The sequence below is a fragment of the Chitinophaga sp. W2I13 genome, assembly GCF_050434005.1.
Taxonomy (GTDB): domain Bacteria; phylum Bacteroidota; class Bacteroidia; order Chitinophagales; family Chitinophagaceae; genus Chitinophaga.
Map to the genome: position 1 here is coordinate 7411560 of NZ_JBNPWD010000001.1, position 21594 is coordinate 7433153.

At 47.3% G+C, this 21594-nt stretch carries 15 protein-coding genes; 1 reads left to right on the plus strand and 14 read right to left on the minus strand.

The window, feature by feature from the left end; all coding sequences use genetic code 11:
• Positions 1-10 precede the first annotated feature (10 nt).
• The 12 genes from QFZ48_RS30225 to QFZ48_RS30280 form a co-directional block, all read right to left on the minus strand.
• Entirely contained in the window at positions 11-1891 is a 1881-nt protein-coding gene (locus tag QFZ48_RS30225; protein ID WP_429047031.1) for an amidohydrolase, read from the minus strand.
• A gap of 11 nt (positions 1892-1902) precedes the next feature.
• Positions 1903-2667: a M17 family peptidase N-terminal domain-containing protein gene (locus QFZ48_RS30230; protein ID WP_429047030.1), complete on the minus strand. Its 765-nt coding sequence runs from the start codon at positions 2665-2667 to the stop codon at positions 1903-1905.
• A 20-nt stretch (positions 2668-2687) separates the two neighbouring features.
• The gene (locus QFZ48_RS30235; RefSeq protein WP_429065165.1) at positions 2688-4037 is read right to left on the minus strand and encodes an alginate export family protein; all 1350 of its coding nucleotides are present in this window, start codon (positions 4035-4037) and stop codon (positions 2688-2690) included.
• A 65-nt stretch (positions 4038-4102) separates the two neighbouring features.
• Positions 4103-4735 carry a hydrolase gene (locus QFZ48_RS30240; RefSeq protein ID WP_429047027.1) on the minus strand — a complete coding sequence of 211 codons (633 nt, stop codon included), beginning with the start codon at positions 4733-4735 and terminating at the stop codon, positions 4103-4105.
• A gap of 131 nt (positions 4736-4866) precedes the next feature.
• The gene (locus tag QFZ48_RS30245) at positions 4867-6198 is read right to left on the minus strand and encodes a MutS-related protein (RefSeq protein ID WP_429047025.1); all 1332 of its coding nucleotides are present in this window, start codon (positions 6196-6198) and stop codon (positions 4867-4869) included.
• Positions 6195-7544 carry a MutS-related protein gene (locus QFZ48_RS30250; protein WP_429065167.1) on the minus strand — a complete coding sequence of 450 codons (1350 nt, stop codon included), beginning with the start codon at positions 7542-7544 and terminating at the stop codon, positions 6195-6197. Before QFZ48_RS30250 ends, QFZ48_RS30245 begins: the two co-directional genes overlap by 4 nt.
• A gap of 27 nt (positions 7545-7571) precedes the next feature.
• On the minus strand, positions 7572-9872 hold the full coding sequence (locus tag QFZ48_RS30255; RefSeq protein WP_429047023.1) for a Gldg family protein: 2301 nt from the start codon (positions 9870-9872) through the stop codon (positions 7572-7574).
• Between the two features lie 7 nt (positions 9873-9879).
• On the minus strand, positions 9880-10812 hold the full coding sequence (locus tag QFZ48_RS30260) for an ABC transporter ATP-binding protein (RefSeq protein WP_429047022.1): 933 nt from the start codon (positions 10810-10812) through the stop codon (positions 9880-9882).
• Positions 10813-10844: 32 nt separating this feature from the next.
• Positions 10845-12227, minus strand: coding sequence for a RagB/SusD family nutrient uptake outer membrane protein (locus QFZ48_RS30265; protein WP_429065169.1), 1383 nt, complete (start codon positions 12225-12227; stop codon positions 10845-10847).
• A gap of 18 nt (positions 12228-12245) precedes the next feature.
• On the minus strand, positions 12246-15782 hold the full coding sequence (locus QFZ48_RS30270; protein WP_429047020.1) for a SusC/RagA family TonB-linked outer membrane protein: 3537 nt from the start codon (positions 15780-15782) through the stop codon (positions 12246-12248).
• Positions 15783-15995: 213 nt separating this feature from the next.
• A complete protein-coding gene (locus QFZ48_RS30275) occupies positions 15996-17213 on the minus strand; it encodes a FecR family protein (RefSeq protein ID WP_429065171.1) in 1218 nt (405 codons plus the stop codon).
• 65 nt (positions 17214-17278) lie between these two features.
• Entirely contained in the window at positions 17279-17884 is a 606-nt protein-coding gene (locus QFZ48_RS30280; protein ID WP_429047017.1) for an RNA polymerase sigma factor, read from the minus strand.
• Positions 17885-18606: 722 nt separating this feature from the next.
• Here QFZ48_RS30280 and QFZ48_RS30285 point away from each other — a divergent pair.
• Positions 18607-19560: a hypothetical protein gene (locus QFZ48_RS30285; RefSeq protein WP_429065172.1), complete on the plus strand. Its 954-nt coding sequence runs from the start codon at positions 18607-18609 to the stop codon at positions 19558-19560.
• A 78-nt stretch (positions 19561-19638) separates the two neighbouring features.
• On the opposite strand, the gene QFZ48_RS30290 is transcribed toward QFZ48_RS30285, so the two are convergent.
• Together QFZ48_RS30290 and QFZ48_RS30295 are read right to left on the minus strand one after the other, a co-directional pair.
• Positions 19639-20736 carry an amidohydrolase family protein gene (locus tag QFZ48_RS30290; protein ID WP_429047015.1) on the minus strand — a complete coding sequence of 366 codons (1098 nt, stop codon included), beginning with the start codon at positions 20734-20736 and terminating at the stop codon, positions 19639-19641.
• Between the two features lie 15 nt (positions 20737-20751).
• On the minus strand, positions 20752-21567 hold the full coding sequence (locus QFZ48_RS30295; RefSeq protein WP_429065173.1) for a glycoside hydrolase family 16 protein: 816 nt from the start codon (positions 21565-21567) through the stop codon (positions 20752-20754).
• Positions 21568-21594 lie beyond the last annotated feature (27 nt).

The following is a 21594-nucleotide window of genomic DNA, read 5'->3' on the forward strand; positions in this document are numbered from 1 at the left end:
AATATGCGCGTTAAAATGCAAAACAGGAGCAACCAAATGCCCCCCAGAATGCGGTGTAATTGTTAACAGGGATGTTGCTCTTACGGGCAATATCGTGATGATGCCCGTGAACGTCGCAACTGCCTTTGCAGCTATGTATCCCGGCAGCAGCAACTGCTTCGGCAGCTGGCGCCTTGGCAACAACCGCAGCATCTTTATGGTAACCCGGATAGTTTTTTACGGGTGACCAGTCGGGCAACACAGGTATTGTTGGCGGTGCGTGGGTAGCGAAATCGTCTTTGGCGTATACCACCTTTCCGTCAACAATGGTGAGGATGGACTCAATAGATTTGATCGCTTCATCATCCACTTCAAAAAAGTCGCGGTCCAATACCGCCAGGTCGGCAAACTGCCCTACTCTGATACTGCCTTTCTTTTGTTGCTCCCCGGAGAACCATGCACTCCCTTTTGTATACAGTTCCAGTGCAGTTTCCCGGCTTAATTTGTTCGCATCGCCGTATAGTTGCAACCCTCCTACGGTTTTGCCGGCAGTAAGCCAGTACAGGGCTACCCATGGATTATAACTGCTAACCCTGGTGGCATCGGTACCTGCGCCAACGGGTACCCCTGATTGAAGCATTTGTTTAACCGGTGGCGTATGCGCCGCTGCGGCAGGCCCATAACGATCGGCAAAGTATTCGCCCTGGAAAGCCATGCGGCTTTGAATGGCAATGCCGCCGCCAAGTTCCCGAACACGGTCAATGTTGCGCTCATCGATGGTCTCCGCATGATCGAAGATCCAGGGAAGACCGTTAAAAGAAATCTCCCGGTTTACTTTCTCAAAAACATTTAAAAACCGGGTGATACTTTCGTTATAGGTAGCATGTAAACGGAAAGGCCAGCGTTTTTCTACCAGCAGCCTCACTACCCGTTCCAGCTCCTCCTCCATTGTATCGGGCAAGTCCGGCCGCGGCTGGAGAAAATCTTCAAAGTCGGCCGCAGAAAACACCAGCATTTCGCCGGCGCCGTTGTGACGATACATATCGTCTCCCTGGTGAAGGGTAACGGAGCTGGTCCAGTTTTCAAAGTCTTCCCGCTCCTGTTTAGGCCGTTGTGTGAACAAGTTGTAGGCGATACGAACGGTCAGTTGCTTTTTCTCATTCAGTTCACTGATAACTTTATAGTCGTCGGGGAAATTCTGAAAGCCGCCACCGGCGTCTATCACGCTGGTAATGCCAAAGCGGTTTAACTCCGTCATAAAGTGACGGGTAGAATTTACCTGGTGTTCATACGACAACCGCGGTCCTTTGGCGAGTGTGGCATACAGGATGAGTGCATTGGGCGCTGCCAGCAGCAGTCCGGTGGGATTGCCTTTGGCATCTTTCTCCAGGCGGCTTCCCGGCGGCGCCGGCGTGTCTTTTGTAAATCCAACTGCCTGCAATGCTGCACGGTTTAACAGCGCCCTGTCGTACAGGTGCATAATAAACACCGGCGTATCCGGCGCAATGGCATTGATCTCATCCAGGGTGGGCATTCGTTTTTCAGCGAACTGGAATTCAGTCCAGCCACCTACCACACGCACCCACTGCGGCGATGGTGTTAGTGCCACCTGCACTTTCAGCATGCGCAATGCATCTGCCAGGGAAGGGACGCCATCCCATCTTAATTCAAGATTATAGTTCAGGCCACCGCGGATTAAATGGATATGCGAATCGTTTAATCCTGGTATCACCCTTTTGTTTTTCAGGTTGATCAATACCGTGCCGGTATCCTGAAATCCGTTCAGTACCGTAGCGTCGTCTCCCACTGCAATGAATTTGCCCTCTTTGATCGCCACTGCTGTTGCTGAAGGCTGGTGCCGGTCTACGGTATGGATTTTACCGTTATAAAGAATTAAATCGGCCTTTTTCATCGTCGTCAGTTTTAGTTATGAAATGAAGCAATGGCTTCTTTGATTCCTTCGCCGGCAGTGACGAAAAATGCGGGGCCTGCAAGCAGTATTACTTTGGTTATTTTTTTCGGGGCGGCTAAATTATTTTTATGGAGATACAGCTGCGTTCTGTATGCCTCAATAATGCCTTTGGTGACGTTACCTGCAACGAGGGCCGTCGGTGAATCGATACCGCCATCTTTGATATCGCTGGCGAAAGAAAAACTGGTCACGCCTAAATTCAGTGCTTCACGCATGGCCACAGTTGCCACGGAGGTCATAAGATCGGGCGTGAAATTATTCCGGTTGCCCATACCAATCAATAATAAACGCGGGGATTTCAATGCGCCTTTGGCGGGCGTAATCAGAATCGTTTCCAATGCATGCCCGGCAAACCTGCCTGTTTTGCGCAATTCTGTAATTTGACCGTGCAGCGCCTCATCCAAATGAACCATGCCGTTCAGCGCGGCGGGCAATGCAGGAGGATTAAAAATATCCCCTTCCGTGTACTCGAACACACAAGCCACCTGTAAAGGCGATTCGGCGGCTGAAGGCCCCTGGACCAATCCCTCGATGGCGATCCCATCTACCTTTCCCCAGATCTTTGAAGTGCCGATCGCAGTTGTCTTCACAGTGGTATCCGCGGTTGCCGCTTGTTGGGCATATGCTGTGGTTCCTAGCAGCAACGCAAAGGCTACCGGCAACAGGCTTCTTATTTTTGTTACCCAAAGACTTCCATTACGCTTATAATTTCTCATGATGAATAGTTTATTTCGTGTTAAAATTTGAATGCAATCCTGGTGTTGATGAATAATCCGTCTTTATGATCTTTGATCAGATCATCTACAAAAGCGCCTGTCTTAAAATATTGTATACCGGCATTCAGCGAGATAAACCGGTTCAGTGTGTATACTGCACTTGCGAGATAAGCGGTACCTATATATCTTTTTGCTGAAGAAGCACCTGCCAGGTTAAAATTGCCACTGGGGCGATATACACCATCCTGCAGGGAGTAACGCCAGTTGAATACCACATCTGCCTGCAACAGCAGTTTAGGTCCCGGGTTCACAGTAGCATAAGGATGGATATCAATGAGGTTTACAGGGCCTATTTGCGGACTGAATCCGAAATATCCTCCTTTGGGATACAACGGGTTAAAGGTGCCCAGTTTTCCGTCGCCTTTGTTACGGTCTCCGGAGATGTAGTCATTACGTAAATTGATCGTTGGCCGGCCTTTCACAGATTCAAACATATAGCCGATATCTGCGGAAGCAGTCCAGGCGCTGATATCCGCAACGCCAAATTTTCCGAACTGCCATGCCGCCTCGAAGTTGTAAATGAAGCCGCCGCCATATTTCCAAAGCCTGCTGCCCAGTGTATGTCTTACTTCCTTTGCAGCTCCATCTTCGAAAACTGCCAGATCCCGCCGGACGCCCAGGTAATACACATCCAGGTTACCAGCCCGGGGGAAAATACGCTTCGCATATAGCCCCCAGAGGTTTACCTGTTTGCTGATCTTATTGTCGAATGCGCCTGTGTTCACGGTGTCTGCTGCCATTACAAATGCGTCTGCGGTAAAACCTGCGGCGGCATACATTAATTTAAGTCCATCAAAATAAAGCCGCAGGTTGGGGCCTTCGCGGACAGAGATCAGCCGCCCGCTGCCATAGTCCAGCTCCTGGCGGCCGGCACGGACAGTAAGGCTGTTTGTGTTACGTTTATACAGCTGTGCATCAATAAAGAGGTTCTGAATATTCAGGTGATCTTCATCAATAGGCCTGGGACCGTTTTTACGACCTCCTTCCCAGGCACTTCGCAGCTGCGTGAACACCCGGATGCGTTCTCCGAGGTGAACATCCGCATGAAGGTCGTAGCGCTGCAATAAGAAATTATTGTGACCTGTTCCCAGCCGTCCCCAGTCTTCATTATTAAAATCAACATATTCCCACCTCGCCGATCCGCCGAAAGAAACGTAGATGTTATGTTCAGCAGAAAGGGAAGTATATTTTACCTGGCGATAAAAGGTGGGTGCAGAATCACGCAGGTAGGCATAATTCTCATCAAAACGCATCCCTTTAAATGATTGTGTGAAACCTGCATGGCTGATCAGCAGGAGCATGATCAGCATTGCTGACTTTTGCCATAAACAGAAATTGGAAACTCGCAAAGCTGGTAGAGGATTTTACAGAAGAATCAGTGTTTAAGCATATGATGAGCATAATGAATGCCTATGCCATAAGAACCGCCATACTTTTTCATCAGGTCGGTAACTGCTACATACGTTTCCTGTCTGGCCCAATCTCTCTGCAATTCCAGCAGGTACTGAATAGCGGTAATGGGTTTAACGCCTGCGTGCACCATGCGTTGCACGGAGCGTTCATGCGCTTCGGGGCTAACGTCGCCACAGGCATCGGTAATAACATACACGGTATAGCCTTCTTCAATGGCCGACAGCGCAGGACCTACAATACAAACGCCTGTCCACAGGCCAGCAAGTACCAGCTTCTTTTTGCCGGCGCCGGTAATGGCTTTATACGCAGCTTCATCTTCCCAGGTATTCATGGAGGTACGGTCGATGTACCCGGAAGTAGCCTGTGGGTAAAATTCTTCAATTTCAGGAAATACAGGGCCTGAAAAGGTTTCTTCGGCAACTGTTGTTACAATGGTAGGGATATTAAAGATCTTTGAAGCGCCGGCAACAATAGCGGTATTGGTACGCAGTTCACTGAGCGGAATACTCTTGGTGGCAAAAGCCATCTGGCCTTCAAAATCAATTAATACTAATGCGTGGTTCTCCGGTGATAACAGATTCGGTGACGGTTTCATAAATTAAATAGTTTCCGCCCGGTAAGACAACAAAGATGCCACCTCGCAATCATCTCATAATCAACACCATAAGCGAAACTATTTAATAAAAAATATACGACATATCGTAAATTTATGATCGTACATAAAACTCACTCCCGCTTACGGATCAATGCTATTAACCCTTCATTCCCGATAATAATCATACCATGACGATCTGCGGTAATACCCTCTTTCAATTGATAAGTATACCTGGGCACATTTCCTTCCATCACCGTTGGCAGGTATAAAAAACGGTAACTTCCATCCTGTTTTTTCAGGGCCTCGCCCACCTCGATAATATGCGAGGATATAATAAAGAAACAATTCCTGTGTTCCGAAAAAGCAGCGGTAATAGCGAGCGTAGCATCATAAGCATCCTTTACATTGGTGCCTTTAAATAACTCATCGAATATAACTACGAGATCTTTTGACGCTCCAACCTGCTCCGCTACACTTTTCACCCGCAATACTTCCGCATAAAAGTGGCTATAGCCATGCTCCAGGTTATCGGGGACATTAATTGTAGAAAAGAGCCCGTCTTTTACAGAGAACTCCATTTCCGCTGCCGGCACCGGGAACCCCATATGTGATAAAAAAACGGCAATGCCAAACGACTTCATAAATGTTGACTTCCCCGCCATATTTGCCCCGGTAAGAAAAGCAACATTCGATGCCGGATGAAATGAAATATCGTTAGGCACGGCATGCTCCACTGAGGGGTGAAACAATCCGCTGATATTGATTACATTTTTATGTTTGGGTAAAGCCCTGGCGTAACAAAAGTGCTTTGTCCGCGCAACAGTGGATACGGCTATATATACATCAAACTGGTAAATAACGTCTATCACAGTCTTCATCTCCTCCAGGCATCCTGTTCTTAACTGGTAGTCGTATTTTATAAGCTTTGGCAGCGGAATATTCTTTACATCTGTTTCTTTCCGGAGCCACAGCAGCCGCCGATCGTTAAAGATCTGCCGGATTTTTTCGACCTGTTCCTGAACAGGGCCATAGGCGCCCAGTTCGGCTAATTTGTAAATGAAATCACGAAAGGCTATTAACAATGTGATCGTTTTTCCCAGCCCTGTTACAAGCAGCTCATAGCTGTTATCGCGGATCACTGTTTTAAGTAACTTCCTGTATACTATGTTCCATGCAGCGGCAGGCATGGTAGCACTGGCGCCAGTGGTAAGATAATTTTCTGCTATGCTGAATGATTCAGCACTGAAAGGCAGTACAGCAGGGTTGCTGTCAAAGTATTGAAATATACTGCTGCGTTCATTGATCGCAAGATGATCTGTTAACGGATACCGGAACATATCATCCAGTAACTTTCTGCCACCGCCGGTTATAACGTTGTCGAATATACGGTAAACGGATTTGTTGTTGTACCTCCCGGGAATGTTCAGATCATCAAGCGTTTGTTTGTCTGCGAGAAAACTCATACGTCCTTATTTTTATCTTTCTTTTTGCCGATGATATCCAGGATACCTTCATTTTTGATAATAATCATCCCATGCCGGTCGGTGGTAATACCATTGGCTAACCGGTAGGTATAAACGGGTTTGTTGTTTTCCATGCGGGTAGGCAGAAAAATGAATTGAATGTTACGGCACTGCTCTTTCAGCACTTCTCCCGCCTCGGTGATATGCGTTGAAATGACAAAAACACCATTCTCTCTTTCTGCAAAGGCAGCGGTAACTGCCACCGTACCTTCATAGGCGTCTTTTACATTGGTGCCCCTGAAAAGTTCATCAAAGATGAGCAACAGGTTCCTGGCTTTCGACAGCTCCCTGGCGATCTTTTTTATCCGCAATACCTCCGTGTAAAAATGGCTGCTTCCGGAGGAAAGGTCGTCCGGTAAATTGATAGTGGTGTAAATACCATCCCTTACGGCAAACTCCATTTTCTCCGCAGGAACGGGAAAACCCATATGCGCCAGGAACATGGCTATGCCCAGTGATTTCATAAAGGTGGACTTACCCGCCATGTTGGCGCCGGTTAAAAAAACCACGTTGCTTTCCGGGGTAATATGTATCGTATTGGGCACCGCCTTCGCTACCTGGGGATGGTAAACGCCCTCCAGCCGTATATGGTGACTACCGGCATCCAATGCAACCGGGAATATAAACTTTCTTTGTGCCGCCACGTTGGCTACCGTGATATATACATCTAAGTGATAGATCAGCGACAACATTTTGCCCAGTTCATTTCTGAACCGGAACCTGAGCAGTTGATCATAGGCTACTACTTTGTCGTAAGGCAATTTAGTTCCCGCCGGCTCCTGCAATACCGGCTCCAGTGCCGGGTCTTGCAGGAGTTTTTTCATTTCAGCGATATCCGGCAGGTATGGGTGATCAGCGGACATTTTTGTCATATCAATAAAAAACCCTTGCAGCGTTTGCAGCATTTCTATCACCGACCGGACCCCATCGCTGACCGTTTTAAAATTAGTATCGGCCGCTATCAGGTGGTTGAATTTCCTTGCCAGGGTATTGCCCTCCGACGATAAACGGGTCCGGTCGTCCTGCACTGCCAGGTAGCCTTCTATTACGTCGAACAAACCGCTGCTGAAGGGGAAACGGGCATCAACAGACTGAAGAAACCGGATCTTGCCGCTTCTATTGTTGATAGCGGTTTTTTCCGCAAGCGGGTACCTGAACATATCTTCCAGCACAGCGGCGCCACCGCGTGTGCTGGTATGATTAAAAACAGTGTAGATGGAATCAGCTCCCGGTTTCCCCAGTATATTGAGATCAGTAAGGGTTTGCTTATCGGTATTAAAAATCATCTTATAAAAAATTAAAACTATCCCTGACTATTTCCTTTTCCGTCTGATGAGCAATATGGCGCCGAATGCCAGCAGGATGCCAGGCAATACCCACAGGTAAATAATCCGCAGGAACTTCACCTGGTCTTTTGTTAACAGTACGGCTGTATCTTCCGGCTTGGGGCGGGTGCTATCGATCGGGAATTCGCCATAACTGAGCCAGCTGAACAAAGCGGTATTAAAAACAAAATTGGCGGCTCTTAAATTAAAACGCTGCAGCTCCGCGTTGCCCATGAAATCGGCATCACCGGTCACTATAATGCGTTGTTCTTTGTTATTGATCTTCCGTGTCAGGGAAACCGCTGTGGCAAAAGATTTGCGCTCGTCGCCCCTTTCCGGTAAGAAAACCACTTCCGCAGAATCGGTTACGAGGTTATCTTTCTTCAGCCAGCAGTTTCTTATATCCGTTACCAGCAATGGCTTGATGGTGAATGCACCGGTATCGCTATAAGAGAGGGCTGTTGCCCGCGGCATGGAAGCCATAGCGCTATCGTGGTGACTATGTGCCAGCGCCGGATAAAACGATGCGACCGTGGCTGTGAGATAAGGCGTGATCAGCTCCGGTTGCAGGTCTTTGCTGGTTTGCACTAATATACCATCCATCAATTGCACGCCCAGCTGCCTCAGAAAAGGATTCAATATGGCTTGCTTGCCCGGTTCTCCGGCCACCAGCAAGTTTCCGCCGTTGTTTACATATCGCTGCAATTTCTCCATACCAGCCGTTGTGATGGCCACCTTCGGATCGGCCAATACCAGGGCAGAGATATCAGTGGGAATATCCTGCGACTCCAATGATAGTGTATCCACGTCAAAACCCTGGTTCAGCAATGAGTTACGGAAGGTAGTGAGGTTCGTGAGCACTTTATATTCCCTGTCTCCCAGCTTATTTATACTTCTCTCCAGGTGCCCTGTCAGGAAAACTATTTTGGGCATTTTTGCCTGCAGCAAACGCTTAAATGCAGCCGATACTTCCGTTTCGCCCGGCCATTCCTGGTTGTCATCAAACACCCGCAGGAACGTGGTTTTCCCTTTATACTTCAGTTGCATTACGTACCGGTTCAACTCCGGTTTCAGGTTAATCACCTTCCGCATTTCAGCCGGCGTTTTAAACTGATCCATTGAAAGATCCCTGCTATCTGCATATTGCTTGGCTATCTGGTCCAACGTTTTGCCCTGGTAGTACCGGTACATACCGGGATTTTCATAGGACGAATCATAATATAAAACCGTTTTAAGTTCAATATTATGTTTGAACCGGGTATAGGGCTCCCAACGGCCCAGGTTCCGGTTATATGAATCGGGGCTGCCCAGGTCCCAGTGGCGTCCCAGCAGGTTATTATATGCCGTCACTTCCAGTGGGGCATCTCCCAGTTCCTTTATAATTTTCTGCGCATTGGGTGTCAGCGTTCTTTGCTTGCCACGGCTGGCGTCATAATAGCCCACCATTGAAGGGATGGAGCTAAAGTAGCCAACGGCCAGTGTGGACACTATCACAAAAGCATATCTCCCGGTTTTTACAATAGCCGGTTTGGATTCCATGCCGGCTTTCAGCTTATAGATACTGAGCCCGAGGAAAAGATAAACGATGGCCAGGAAATAGATCACATCCTTTGAAGTAATGAGCCCCAGCAGCATGTTCCCCGTACGCCCTGAAATAGACAGAAAGTAAGTCAGGTTCCGCACAAATGCAATATCCTGCCAGAGCGTGCCTACATAGGATAACAGGCCTATCATTACAAAGGTGCATACCGCAGCCACCACCTGGTAAGTGGTGAGGCACGACATGAACAACCCGATGGCCGAATAGGCGCAAAGCAACAGGTAAAGCCCCAGCATAGCGCTGAACAGCATACCGGTATCCGGCGATTTAATCTGGAACATGCTGGAGGTAACAAAGATCCCAAAGATCATCACCAGCAACAAGCTGTAGATCATCATCGCCAAAAATTTCCCGAACACAATTTCCCTTACCCGGATAGGCGAAGTATACAACAGTTTAATAGTGCCGCTGCTGGTTTCACGGCTGATCAGGCCCATCGTGAGCAATGGAATGTATAAGTATAAATTGCGCATTACGCCGCCTAATACACCCCTGTTACTCAGGAAAACAAATTCTCCTACACTGCCGAAAAATTTCCCGCCCGCATCCTGGTCCCTTGCGATGGCTTCCATTACGCCGAGGTACGTTGCCCCGCATTGGATGAGAAATACAATCATTAAAAACCAGGCAATAGGTGAGTAAAACAGGGTGCGTAACTCTGTTTTGGCTATTCTGAATATCGTCTTCATTAATCCGTTATTGTTTTGATGATGGATGGGATAACTGCTTAAATATTTCGTCGAGTGCGCTTTTATCAAGGCTGATCTCCCGGAGTCGCCAGCCATTATGTACCGACGCAGCGATGATCCTTTCCGTGATCTCCTGTTCACCATTGAAGTAAATGCGCAATTGTCTTTCTGTAAGAAATTCCACCTGGGTAACACCATTAATTTTTAGCAGCTCCGCTTCCACCGGGGGATTCTCCATATGTACCAGCACACTGTGTGGTTCTACATAGTTGTTAAACGTGTCCATTGTATCGGAGAAAACAATTTTCCCGTTTTCGATCATCCTGATTTCTTTACAGAGTATCTGCACTTCAGACAGGATGTGCGAAGAAAAAATCACGGCCCTGTCGCGGGCGATTTCTTTGATCAGTGACCGTACCTCTATGATCTGGTTAGGATCCAGCCCGTTGGTAGGTTCGTCCAGCACCACCAGTTTGGGCTGGTGTACAATGGCCTGTGCAATGCCTACACGCTGGCGGTAACCGCCGGAAAGGTTCCGGATCAGTCTTTTGCTGAAATGATCTACCCCGCAACGTTCCTTGGCTTCCTTTATGGAGGGTTTCATTTTATCTTTTGGCAAATGCCGCAGACCGGCGCAATAGCTGAGGTATTCATCGACCGTAAGATCCATGTAAAGCGGCGGATGCTGCGGCAGGAAACCGATATCCCTTTTGGCCTGTTGCGGATGCTCTTTCATGTTAACGCCGTTAATATAAACATCGCCTTCGGTCTGGTTCAGTGCCCCGCATACAATATTCATGGTGGTCGACTTTCCCGCACCGTTTGAGCCCAGCAAACCGACAATACCTGTTGGGCTTATTTCCATATTAATATCACGGATGGCCCAGGAAGTACTGTACCGGTGGGACAACTTTTCAATTCTGAGAATACTTGATGCCATTTATTTTATATTTTTTTTTGCAGATGTACAGTCTATGGATTTTGTTCCATTTCCGGGTTCTGGGTGATGAGTATATTGGCCAGTGGAAATACGTAGCCGCTGCTGTTGGGCGCCAATGTGTACGTGTTACCATTGAATGACCTGGTAACAGTTTTAGCAAACTGCGGATCCTTGTTCAGCCGGCGCTGATCAAACCAACGCAGGCCGGTGCCGAAGAATTCGCGACGGCGTTCCTCCACTACCAGTTGCAATGCTTCTGCTGCAGTAGCAGCGGTAAGGTCTGCATAATCGGCGGCCAGGAAACGGAATTTACGGAGTGTATTCAGCATACCCACAGCTTCATCTGTTTTGCCTGCACGGGCAAGGCATTCTGCTTTTATCAGCCAGGTTTCATTTACGGATAGGCCCACTGCGGGCTTATCCGGGGCGCCTGAATATTTTTCACGCGACCAGAAACCGAACCCGGTAAATGAAGGATAAAACGAAGTGCCGGTTTTTACAAAAAGCTGGTAGCGCAAATCCTTTGTTCCGAGCAGGTCCAGTATTGCCTGACTTAACTGCGGAGCGCTATACATTCCACGGGGCACTTTCCGCAGCAGGATCTGCTTATCGTTGAACTGGGAAGGGAAAAAATAGGTACTTCCGGCAACGGCTAAATTATAGTCGTACAAGGTACTTGATAACGCCAGCGTACTATCAGCAAAAGCAGCGGCATTGGTGAAGTCGCGCATGTTAAGGTATACTTTGGCTAACAGCGCATAAGCCGATGCCTTATTGGGCCTGAAATTAATATCCTGTTTGAGTGGCAGCATGGGAATTGCCGCCGTGATGTCCTTCAGCACCTGCTCATATACCTGTTTCACCGTTGCCCGTTTTAAATCCACAAAAAGAGCTGCCTTTAGTAATACCGGCACAGCAGGATCGGTTTCCGCAGTAGCAGCATCATACTGCTTTCCATACAGGTTAGCCAGGTTAAAGTAGGTAAAAGCCCTTTGCATCAGCGCCTCCGCCAGGATCGTTTGCTTCAACAGCTGATCTCCTCCTTTACTGTCCATTACGCCGTCAATTACTACGTTGTAAGTGTACATACCCGCATACAGGGAATTCCAGTCATTGTCTTGCATAAGATCCGTGTAAACGGGTTTACGCCAGGTATAGGTGGCCGTTTGAACAGTGTTACCTTTAATATTATCCTGGATCTCCGGCGCACGGAACTCCACGTCATCACAGCTCACAAGCGGGGCTGAACCAAAGGCGCTCTCCTGCTGATCCCGGTTATTCATTAAAGCGCGGTAGTCTTCTGTATACACCAGCACACGCTGGCCCTGTATGGGCACTTCTTCCACATATTTACGGCAGGAAACCATGCCGGCACCCAGTAATAAAAAAACAATAACTATTGTATAGTGACGCATACTTTTCGGTTTAATGAATTAGAAACTCAGTGCAACTCTGAAAGAATAATTGGTTAATGGAGGAAGCTGGTAGTTATTACCGGTGGTATAGAGATAATCGGGGTCCAGCTTCTCCTTATTGGCTGCCCAGATCATTCCGAGGTTGCGTGCGAGCGCTGAAACGGTTAAGCTTTTCAGTCCTGCTTTCCCCAGTAAAGTAGCAGGAATAGCATAAGACAACATCACCTGCTGCAATTTGATATTACTGCGGCTTCTTACCAACAGATCTGATTCCCTGTAACGGCCAGTGCTGGTATTGAAGTTGGTATTAGCGCCGAACGCCAAAGCCGGAACGTTGGTGAAGGCTTCATCCCCCGGCTGTCTCCAACGATTGGCCAGGTCCCCATTTCTTCCTACAAAAAGATTATTACTGAATCCGATATCCTGGATAGAAGGTTTCAGGAAAACACCACCAAAAGCGCACTGGAACTGTGCGCTCAGGTCGAAGCCTTTGTATTGCACGGAATGACTGAAACTTCCAAACCAGGGTGAGGTAGTGCGTCCCGAATAAACCCGGACGTTTTCATACGGAAACTCCGCAACAGAGTATTTTTTCGAATGGTCTTTACCGTTGTAGATCAATGCCTGACCGGTATTATCCAATCCTGCCCAGGCGTAGGTAAACAGGTAATCTGTGGGATAACCTGAATAAAGCATCTCCGGCGCAAAGTAAGTAGTCGGTTTTTCGAAACGTGGATCTTTGATAATGTTCGTATTATAAGACATATTGATGGTGGCTGTCCATCTCCAGTTTTTGCTGAGAACCGGCACTACATTGATTCCCAGATCCACTCCATGACCTTCCAGGTTGGCGGTGTTAAATAAAGTAGATATAAAACCGTAGGTACCGTTGATCGGCAGTTGCCAGATGATATCTGTCGTATATTTCTTATAATATTCTGCAGAACCGAATACCCTGTTTTTAAAGAGGGAAAAATCGAGCCCCCAGTTCATCATCCTGGTTTTTTCCCATCCAAGGTTTTCCATAGCGGGAGTGGCAATCACACCATAAGGGTAGTTGGTATAATAGTCAGCACCGAGTATATTGATAGTAGTAACCGGCGCATAACCCTGTGGCGCGTTTCCGCTGAAGCCATAGGTAAAACGTGCCGACAGCTGATCTATCCAGGTAATATTACGGAGAAATTCTTCCTTGCCCAGGTTCCATTTCGCGCCGGCAGACCATAAAGGGATGGCTCTTTTACGCCGTTCCACACCCAGTAAATTATAGTCATCAAAACGTGCACTTCCGGAAACGGTATATTTATTGTCGAATGTGTAAGATCCGTTCGCGTAGTACGACAGCGCCCTGGTGGTTTTTTCTGTGACCGGCCTGGTAGTGGCGCCGATACTCTGCGTGATCCCATAGATATCTGTATATCCGACAAAAGGATTCACGCTGCGAAAAGCGTTGATAGACTTATCATAACCGTAGCGCATTTCCCCGCTGTTTTTACTATATGATTCCCTGATTTCATTACCTGCCAGTAAATTCAGCTGATGCCGGTCTTTCCAGTTCTTGTTTACATTGATCTGCCCACGCAGGTTGTAACTTCTTCCCTGCCCGTTGGCCAGATCCAGCCTGCCGCCCGGAGGCACGCCATACACACGGGTGCCCGTGGAACTCAAACTGGTAGCCTTATTCACCAGCATCCTGGCGTCGTAGCTGTCCGGTTCCCAGTACTGCTCGTATTCCGTAAACATCCTGCCTACATTTCCTGAAATATTAACTCCTAACCAGGACGTGATATTACCGTTCACCGCCAGATTCAATGCCACGTTATTAGCGGTATTATAACTGTTGGAATACTGCAGTTCGTCGATGGGAGAATAACGAAACGGAAGATATCCCTTGTTTTCAAGGTACCTGGCTGTTGACGGAATAGTCAGCAGATCATAATAAATATTGTTACCAGAAGCATCTTTGAGCATATCGTAAGGCCGCATACCGCCCGACACAGTGCTCATTGCCTTTACAGCGGCGTTGTTTATCTTATCCTTTGTATTCCCGAAAGTCAGATCTGTACTTATTGTAACGCGTCCATTCAACAAACTGGAGGTGTTCCCTGCTTTGAGGGAATATCCCCTGTTCGTATTATTTCTGTAAACACGGTCTTCCTTATAAAAATAACCCGACAGAAAGTAAGAGCTGTTTACTCCGCCACCGGAAACAGAGAGGTTATATTGCTGGGTAGTGGGTGACTGGATCATGTATTTTTCCATCTGCGAGCGGTTGTCGTTTGCGCCCAACGCCGCCAGCTGTGCGTTCATCTCGGCATCTGTTATTTCTCCGCGTTTGTTCCTGAAATAAATAGCCTGCACCTGGCTGCCATTCTCCGGATAATAGCTTCCCGGTGTGCTACGGGGAACCGGATCAGAATATCTTCCTTTATCCAGCAGTTCTTTTTCCAGGTCAACGTATTGTGATACCGACATCATTTCTCCATATCCAAGAGTAGGTTTACTGCTGGTCCCCATCGTAGTGGAGAAACTGAAAACCGGTTTGCTGTTACGTACTCCTCTTTTTGTGGTGATCACAATTACGCCGTTGGCTGCCTGGATGCCCCAGATAGAAGCCGCTGCCGCATCTTTCAGAAAAGTGATCTGGTCAATATCATCTGGATTAAGCAGGTCCAGCGCGCCATTGGCAATAGACACTTGCGAAGGGAATCCGTCTATGACCAGCAAAGGATCTAAACTTACTTTGGTGTACTCACTTTTAATAGTAGACAGGCCCCGGATTTTTACCGACCCGTTACGGCTTTTACCCGCCGTGGTTTTGGTGGAAATTTCCACGCCCGGCACCATGCCCTGCAACCGCTCCAGGATGCTTACTACCGGCACCTGTGCCAGCTGCTTCCCGGTAACCACGCCGAATGATCCGGTAGCCCGTTCCTGTGGAAGCGCCTGATACCCTGTATTCACCACTACCTGTACTTCCCCGAGTTTTCTGATGTCCGCATAAAGCCGGAATGTAACCGCGCTTCTTCCCTCCAGCTTTAATTCTTTTCGCTGATAAGCAATATTAGTGGCTACCAACGTAGCGTTCCGGGGCACATTTACAAAAGAGAAATCCCCCTGGATATCGGTAACGGCCATGAGCTTTGTATTGCGTACCGCCACTGTAACATCCGGTATCGGCAAACCGGTGGAATCCAGGATCCTGCCTTTCAGCAGGGGAATCACCGTAGAATCTGAAAGCGTGGCAGACTCCTGCTGGTAAGGCTTTTCAGAGAGGAAGATGGTTTTACTGTCGATAGAAAAAGTTAATGGTTGGTTTTTAAATACGTTTTCCAGGAACTCCTGCAAAGGGATTTCCCTGGCGTTAATGGTAATAGGGATCGCACGTTCCATCAACCGGTCGTTGCTGAATACCACGAAACCGGTTTGTTTGTAAACGGCGTCAAAGATTTTCTTCAGAGGCATATCCTTCCCCGAAATAGTGACCGCCTGGGATAAAGATTTTGCGGAAACGTGCAGTAAGGAGGCGAAGAGGCAGAAGGTAGTAATTCTCATAATCCGCAATATTTGTATAGGGACCGGCAATAGAAATCCCTTTCGTTCTACATGAGCGATTTTTTGCATAAATTTGGTTGTGGTTTGGTTGATAAAAAATTCGTTACACCGAAATTTTAAGTTTAGCCGGCTACCTGCCGGAAGCGCTCCTACTGCTTCCGGCTTTTTGTTTTTTCGACTAACCCTGTTTGATGATCTTTTTTATGATGATGATTATTGTGTGACTACCAGTCTTTTTCCTTCTTCAATGTTCAAATGTACCCCGGTGCTGTTCAGGCCTTTGATCAGGCCAGCCAGACTTATGTTCCTGCTGATCTTTCCATAAAATTTAATATCGGGCACAGCCCCTTTGTATACGATCTCTACATCGTACCATCGTGCGATTTGTTTCATTGCATATTTCAAATCCATTCCATCGAAATCAAAAAGCCCGTTTTTCCAGGCCATGATCTTGTCGATGTCTGCATTGCTGATCACCCTGGGGGTTTCTGACAATTGCAGCTGTTGCCCCGGGCGGAGCACAATGCCCTTGCGGTAGAGGTCTGACGCCTGCGGTTTCAGCGACAGTACTTTCACAGCGCCCTCCAGCAAGGTGGTATGCTGGCTTTCTTCATTTGCGTAGGCATTTACATTGAAATGGGTGCCCAGTACTTCAATACGGACATTATCCGGCACGGTTACCTGGAATGGCATTTGCGCATTTTGTGCTACTTCAAAATATACCTCCCCGGTGATCTCCACATTCCGGTGCTTACCTTCAAATACCGTAGGATAGCGGATAGAGCTGGCGGCATTCAACCACACCTGCGTACCATCCGGTAAGCTTACCCGGAACTGGCGACCATTCGGGGTCGTAATGATATTATAGGCAACTTCATTGTTTTCTTTTCCGCCAGGGCCATACACCAGCCGGCCGTTATCAAATAAGATCCGGGTGCCGTTCTGTGTGGCCACCACACCGTTTTGCAGACTATCCAACGCTATGCGGGAACCGTCGGCTAATTTCAGGATGGCACCATTTTTTCCGGGTGCGATGTCGGTTACCGGTGCATTGCCAGCAAAACCGGCAGGAGCCGGTCGTTGGGACTGGAACCAATAGAAGGTGCCTGCCATAAATATAATAGCCGCTGCAGCAGCCGCCCATCTCCATCGTTGCAGGAAATGAACCCGTTCCCCGGGGATTGGTTGTGCGTTTGGTGAATACCTGGCCAGGAACTGCGCCAGCGCTTCGTTCTCATTGTACTGGGCGATCAGCTTTACTGCCGCCTGTTGAACGGCGGCATCATTAATTTCCTCCCATACCTGCTGGTGTTGCTTGTTATCCGCCACCCATGCATGTAGCTTCACCGCCTCTTCCGGCGTCAGGGTTCCCTTTAAATGCTTGCTGAGCAGGGCGGCTATATAAAAGGCATTTGATGTTGGTTCATCCATATTGGCACGGCGCTTTCTCTTATTACGACGTGATATTCTTACCGTACCAAAGCATCCAAAAAAAATCAGGAATGAGTTGTCATCAGCAGGAGAATGACAAAAATTTCAGGCGGGAGCCTGCGTTTTAACAGCATTATTCCCCGGGATTTCTGGTTTTTCACCGTTTGTACAGATAACCCCAGCTCACGGGCAATTTCATCGTTTTTCAACCCTTCTATATAACCCATGCGTATAATTTTGCTGCATTGTTCCGGCAGCTGGTTGATTTCATGATAAAGTTCATTGAATACTTCCAGGCGGATCATTTCAAGATCTGCAGCGGTTTCCCAGTCGGCCTGGGCGCCGAGAAATACAGCCTGGCGTTCTTTACTGTGAATGGCCACCTTTATGGAATCGAAACACGCATTGCGGGTAGATTTGAACAAGAAATCCTTCAGGTGCCGGACGTCTTCAAATGCCTGGCGCCTGTTCCATAACTTCAGGAATACGTCGTTTACCAGGTCTTTCGGATCGGCTGCTTCCTGGATAATTTTTTGTGCGAAAGCACACAAAACACCATAGTATTCCCTGAAAACAACAGAAAACGCGGCTTCATCGGCAACAGCAAGCCGTTGCAGCAGTTCTGCTTCTCCATATGGTTGGTCACGTTCAAACGATTTAATCAACTGCATCCCCGCTTATATGATATACTAAAAAAATGAATAACCACGAAGCCGGCAGTCAATGAGCGCCTTCTTTTAATTAGGATTATTCGTCATGAAAGGAACAACAGGATGGTAACCGGCATTTATTGGTTGACTTGAAAAGATGGACTCCCTTTTATTATTATGGTTGCCGCGACGGAATATCCATCTGCTTATGATAATGAACAGTCACTGTGCTGGTAAAATACTAAATTTTACCAGCCAATTTCATAAATTATTGTCAATCGGACAAATATATTACGTTCAGATGTTATTTGGATATAGCTATTCATTTTATTCATTCTGATTCCCGCCGGGTTTTCATTTTGGTTTTTTGACAAAACTATTTAATTTTAAATATCGACTGAATCCTATGTAACGACCGTAAATAGCTATTCCTAAAACCCTGCATCCTTCACCGGCTGCATAATACAGCATGTTTACCCGCTGTAAAAGTATCATTACCATAAGACATTTACCGTTACCTGAAAAACCAGTTGTTTGTAATCATTTACTCAATTAATAACCATGGAGCGCCTCACCGGTTTCCAAAAACTATCTTATATGCTGTATTGCCGTATACGGGAATAGTTCCTCTTATACAGGTAAACTACCAGGCATTTTTGCAGCCCGGCAAACCACCCGCATCCGGTGGTGGTGATATCCTTTTGCATCCTCAGATAACCATTTAAAACCGAAACATATAAACTATGGAAAGCCTGCAAACAATTAAAAGTGACGATATGGTGGAGATCCAATCCAAAGCGATCAAGTTAACCCATACCGGAAATTCAATCAAAGTATTATCAAAGGAGGAGATCTTTAAACTGATAGACGTTCATGAGCCCTATTACGCCCTGAAAGAGGTACGTGTGGATGAACATAATTTTGTAACTGCCACAATAGAAGCAGAACAACCGCTGGGAGAAGAGATCTCCCCTATTGCCGCGGCTGAAGCATGCAGGCATCTTGCCATCCTGGGATCCGTATGTTGTGCACTGATCAACCCAGTAAAACAAAAACACTACTATCTTGCCCACCGGGGAACCTATAAAGGGGCCGCGGAGAAAATACATTACACCCGAAAGAAATTAGTGGCCACTACCACGTGTACTTTTTTTAGTAAAAGAATGGCTAGCATAAAAGCCTGCCTGCTGGATGAAGACAATCAGCTTATCTGTGGAATAGAAACCAGTTTCCATGTAGTGCCCCATGCCCTCTTCGAACGGCTGTATTACAATTTCCATAAAGAAACACCTGATTTCGGCGTAACAAATCCGTATCATCAAAAGAAACCACTTTTTGATGTACAGTTTTCCGGCTTATCGGCGGCGGCCTCATTAGGTAAAATCCAGGATAATTATTGTGCAGGGCATTTCCCTCACTTCCCGGCGATGCCGGTGGCTATCCTGATGAATACGCTGCTGGACCTGGCCGCCAGGTATATTCATCACATCACCGCTGACAAATCATTAAAAATGTATGTCAGGGAAATGACGTTGTTGGCCGATAACCTGGGGTTTTCCGGGGAGGCAGTGGTGCTGCATGTTAAACAGGAAGCGTATGTTGATAACCGGTTTAAGCTTCACTGTATCGCCACCTCCACTGACAATAAAAGTGTGGGCGATATTACTGTTATCATTGAAACGGTGAAAGCGTTTTAAACTTCAATCACTAAAAATATAAAAACAGGGATGGCAGTTGCCATCCCTGTATCGATCATCGCATGTGAATTGTTCAGATTACTTTCCCCCGTTGTATAGCCCCAGTATTTTCGAAGCATTCCCGTTATAAATCTTTTCCAATACTTCATCCGGCAGGTACAATCCATAAATCATCCAGCGCGCCTGCATATGATGACTGGGCGACGGATCTATATATTCATCCTTTGTTTCCAGGAAACGGTAATAAATACGATAGGCTGCTGCATCACAAGGTGTGTCTGTGCCAAACAATACCCTGTCCTGGTATTTGATCAGGAAATCGCGCGCGGTATACGGTTGTCGCCCAAGCTCACTGATGCGCGCAGAAATCTCCACATATAAATTGGGATATTTATCCAGCCAACCGGATACCCGCTCCAGTTCCTCCGGCAGGTTGCCTACATGCGCGCCGATAAAAATAGTTTTGGGATGACGTGCAACGATATGATCACGTTGCGTGAGTATGGCCTCTTTGGAGGGAAACTGCGGCCCGTAAAAGGACCAGTCCGGGTGCGCGCCCAGCTCATCATACCGTTCATTATAGCGGTCTGCCGGCGTAAAAAAAGCTTTTGGATCAGACACGTGTATCAGTACCGGAATTCCGAGCTCACCGCATTTCTCCCAGAAGGGATCGATGCGCGGATCATCTACCGGCACCAGCTTCCCGCTTTTGTCCTTTATGATCAGCCCAAGTTCCTTGGCAATTTTTACACCGCGGATGCCCATCTTCACGGCTGCTTCCAGTTTCTTCCCCTCTTTTATACCAAAATCGGGTTCATCGATCCGGCCGAAGTCGGGCCGGAAAAATACGAGGAACCTGTCTTTTGATACGGCTTGTGAAGCCTTCAGATGATCCAGGTATTTATCACCGGCAGAATAAGCATCCAGGCTTACACATTTTATCACGCCGGCTTTATCCATCTCCGACAGGTAGTGCGCGGTATTTTTTAATTCGCCCAGGTGGTTGTGAATATCTATCACCGGGAACTTCGGCTTTATCACGCTGGTTTGTTTCACTACCAGCTGACTGCGTGGCTGCCAGTCGAGCAGTTTAAGGTCGCCTTTTTGCGCGAGCAGTATAACGGGCAACAGCAACAAATGAAGCACCGCTATCAGGCGGCTGACATTTTTTTTCATGTTCATTTTTTTTCGTCATTTCAGTTCATATACGCGTACGTAATCAATAACAAAATCTGCCGGGAAGATGGTAGGATCAATGCCCTGTTCTCCGCCCCAGTCGCCGCCAATAGCCAGGTTCAGCAAAAGGTATTGTGGCACATGATAGGCCCATTTGCCTTCGGGTACATCTTTCTTTTCGTAAGAAAAATATTTCTGGTCATCAAAGAAAAAATCGATCCGGTCCTTATACCACTCAATGGCATACACGTGAAAGTTCTCCCAGGGTTTTTCCACGGTGATCTTTCCGCCACGGCTGCCGCCATCATAACCCGGATGGATGTTGGCATGGATGCTGTTGGGATCATGACCAACAAATTCCATGATGTCAATTTCAGAATACACCTGGGTAGAATCACCGGGACCCCAGGCCATGTTATTACCCAGTGTCCAGATAGCCGGCCACACGCCCCTTCCATGTGGCAGTTTGGCCCGTACTTCCACCCTGCCGGTAGTAAATTCGAAAATATCTTCTGTATTGAGGCAGGCAGACGTAAACTCTCCCCCGCTGTCGGAAGTAACGAAGCTGGTGCCGCCCTTGATCAAACGCAGCGGCTCTTCCTTGATCGCTCTGATGATCAGGTTCCCGCCTTCCACATGTGCATTTTCGTAGCGGTTTTTGGTGTAATACTGCGCTTCGCGATGTCTCACAAAACCTTCTTCATATCGCCATTTTCTGGGATCCGGATGCCCGGTATAATTAAATTCATCCGACCATACCAGCTTGCCCTTTTGCGCAAAGGCAATAACCGGCATAACAAAAAAGATACAGGCTACTAATTGTTTCATCATCTTCATACTATTAATAATTTAAAAATT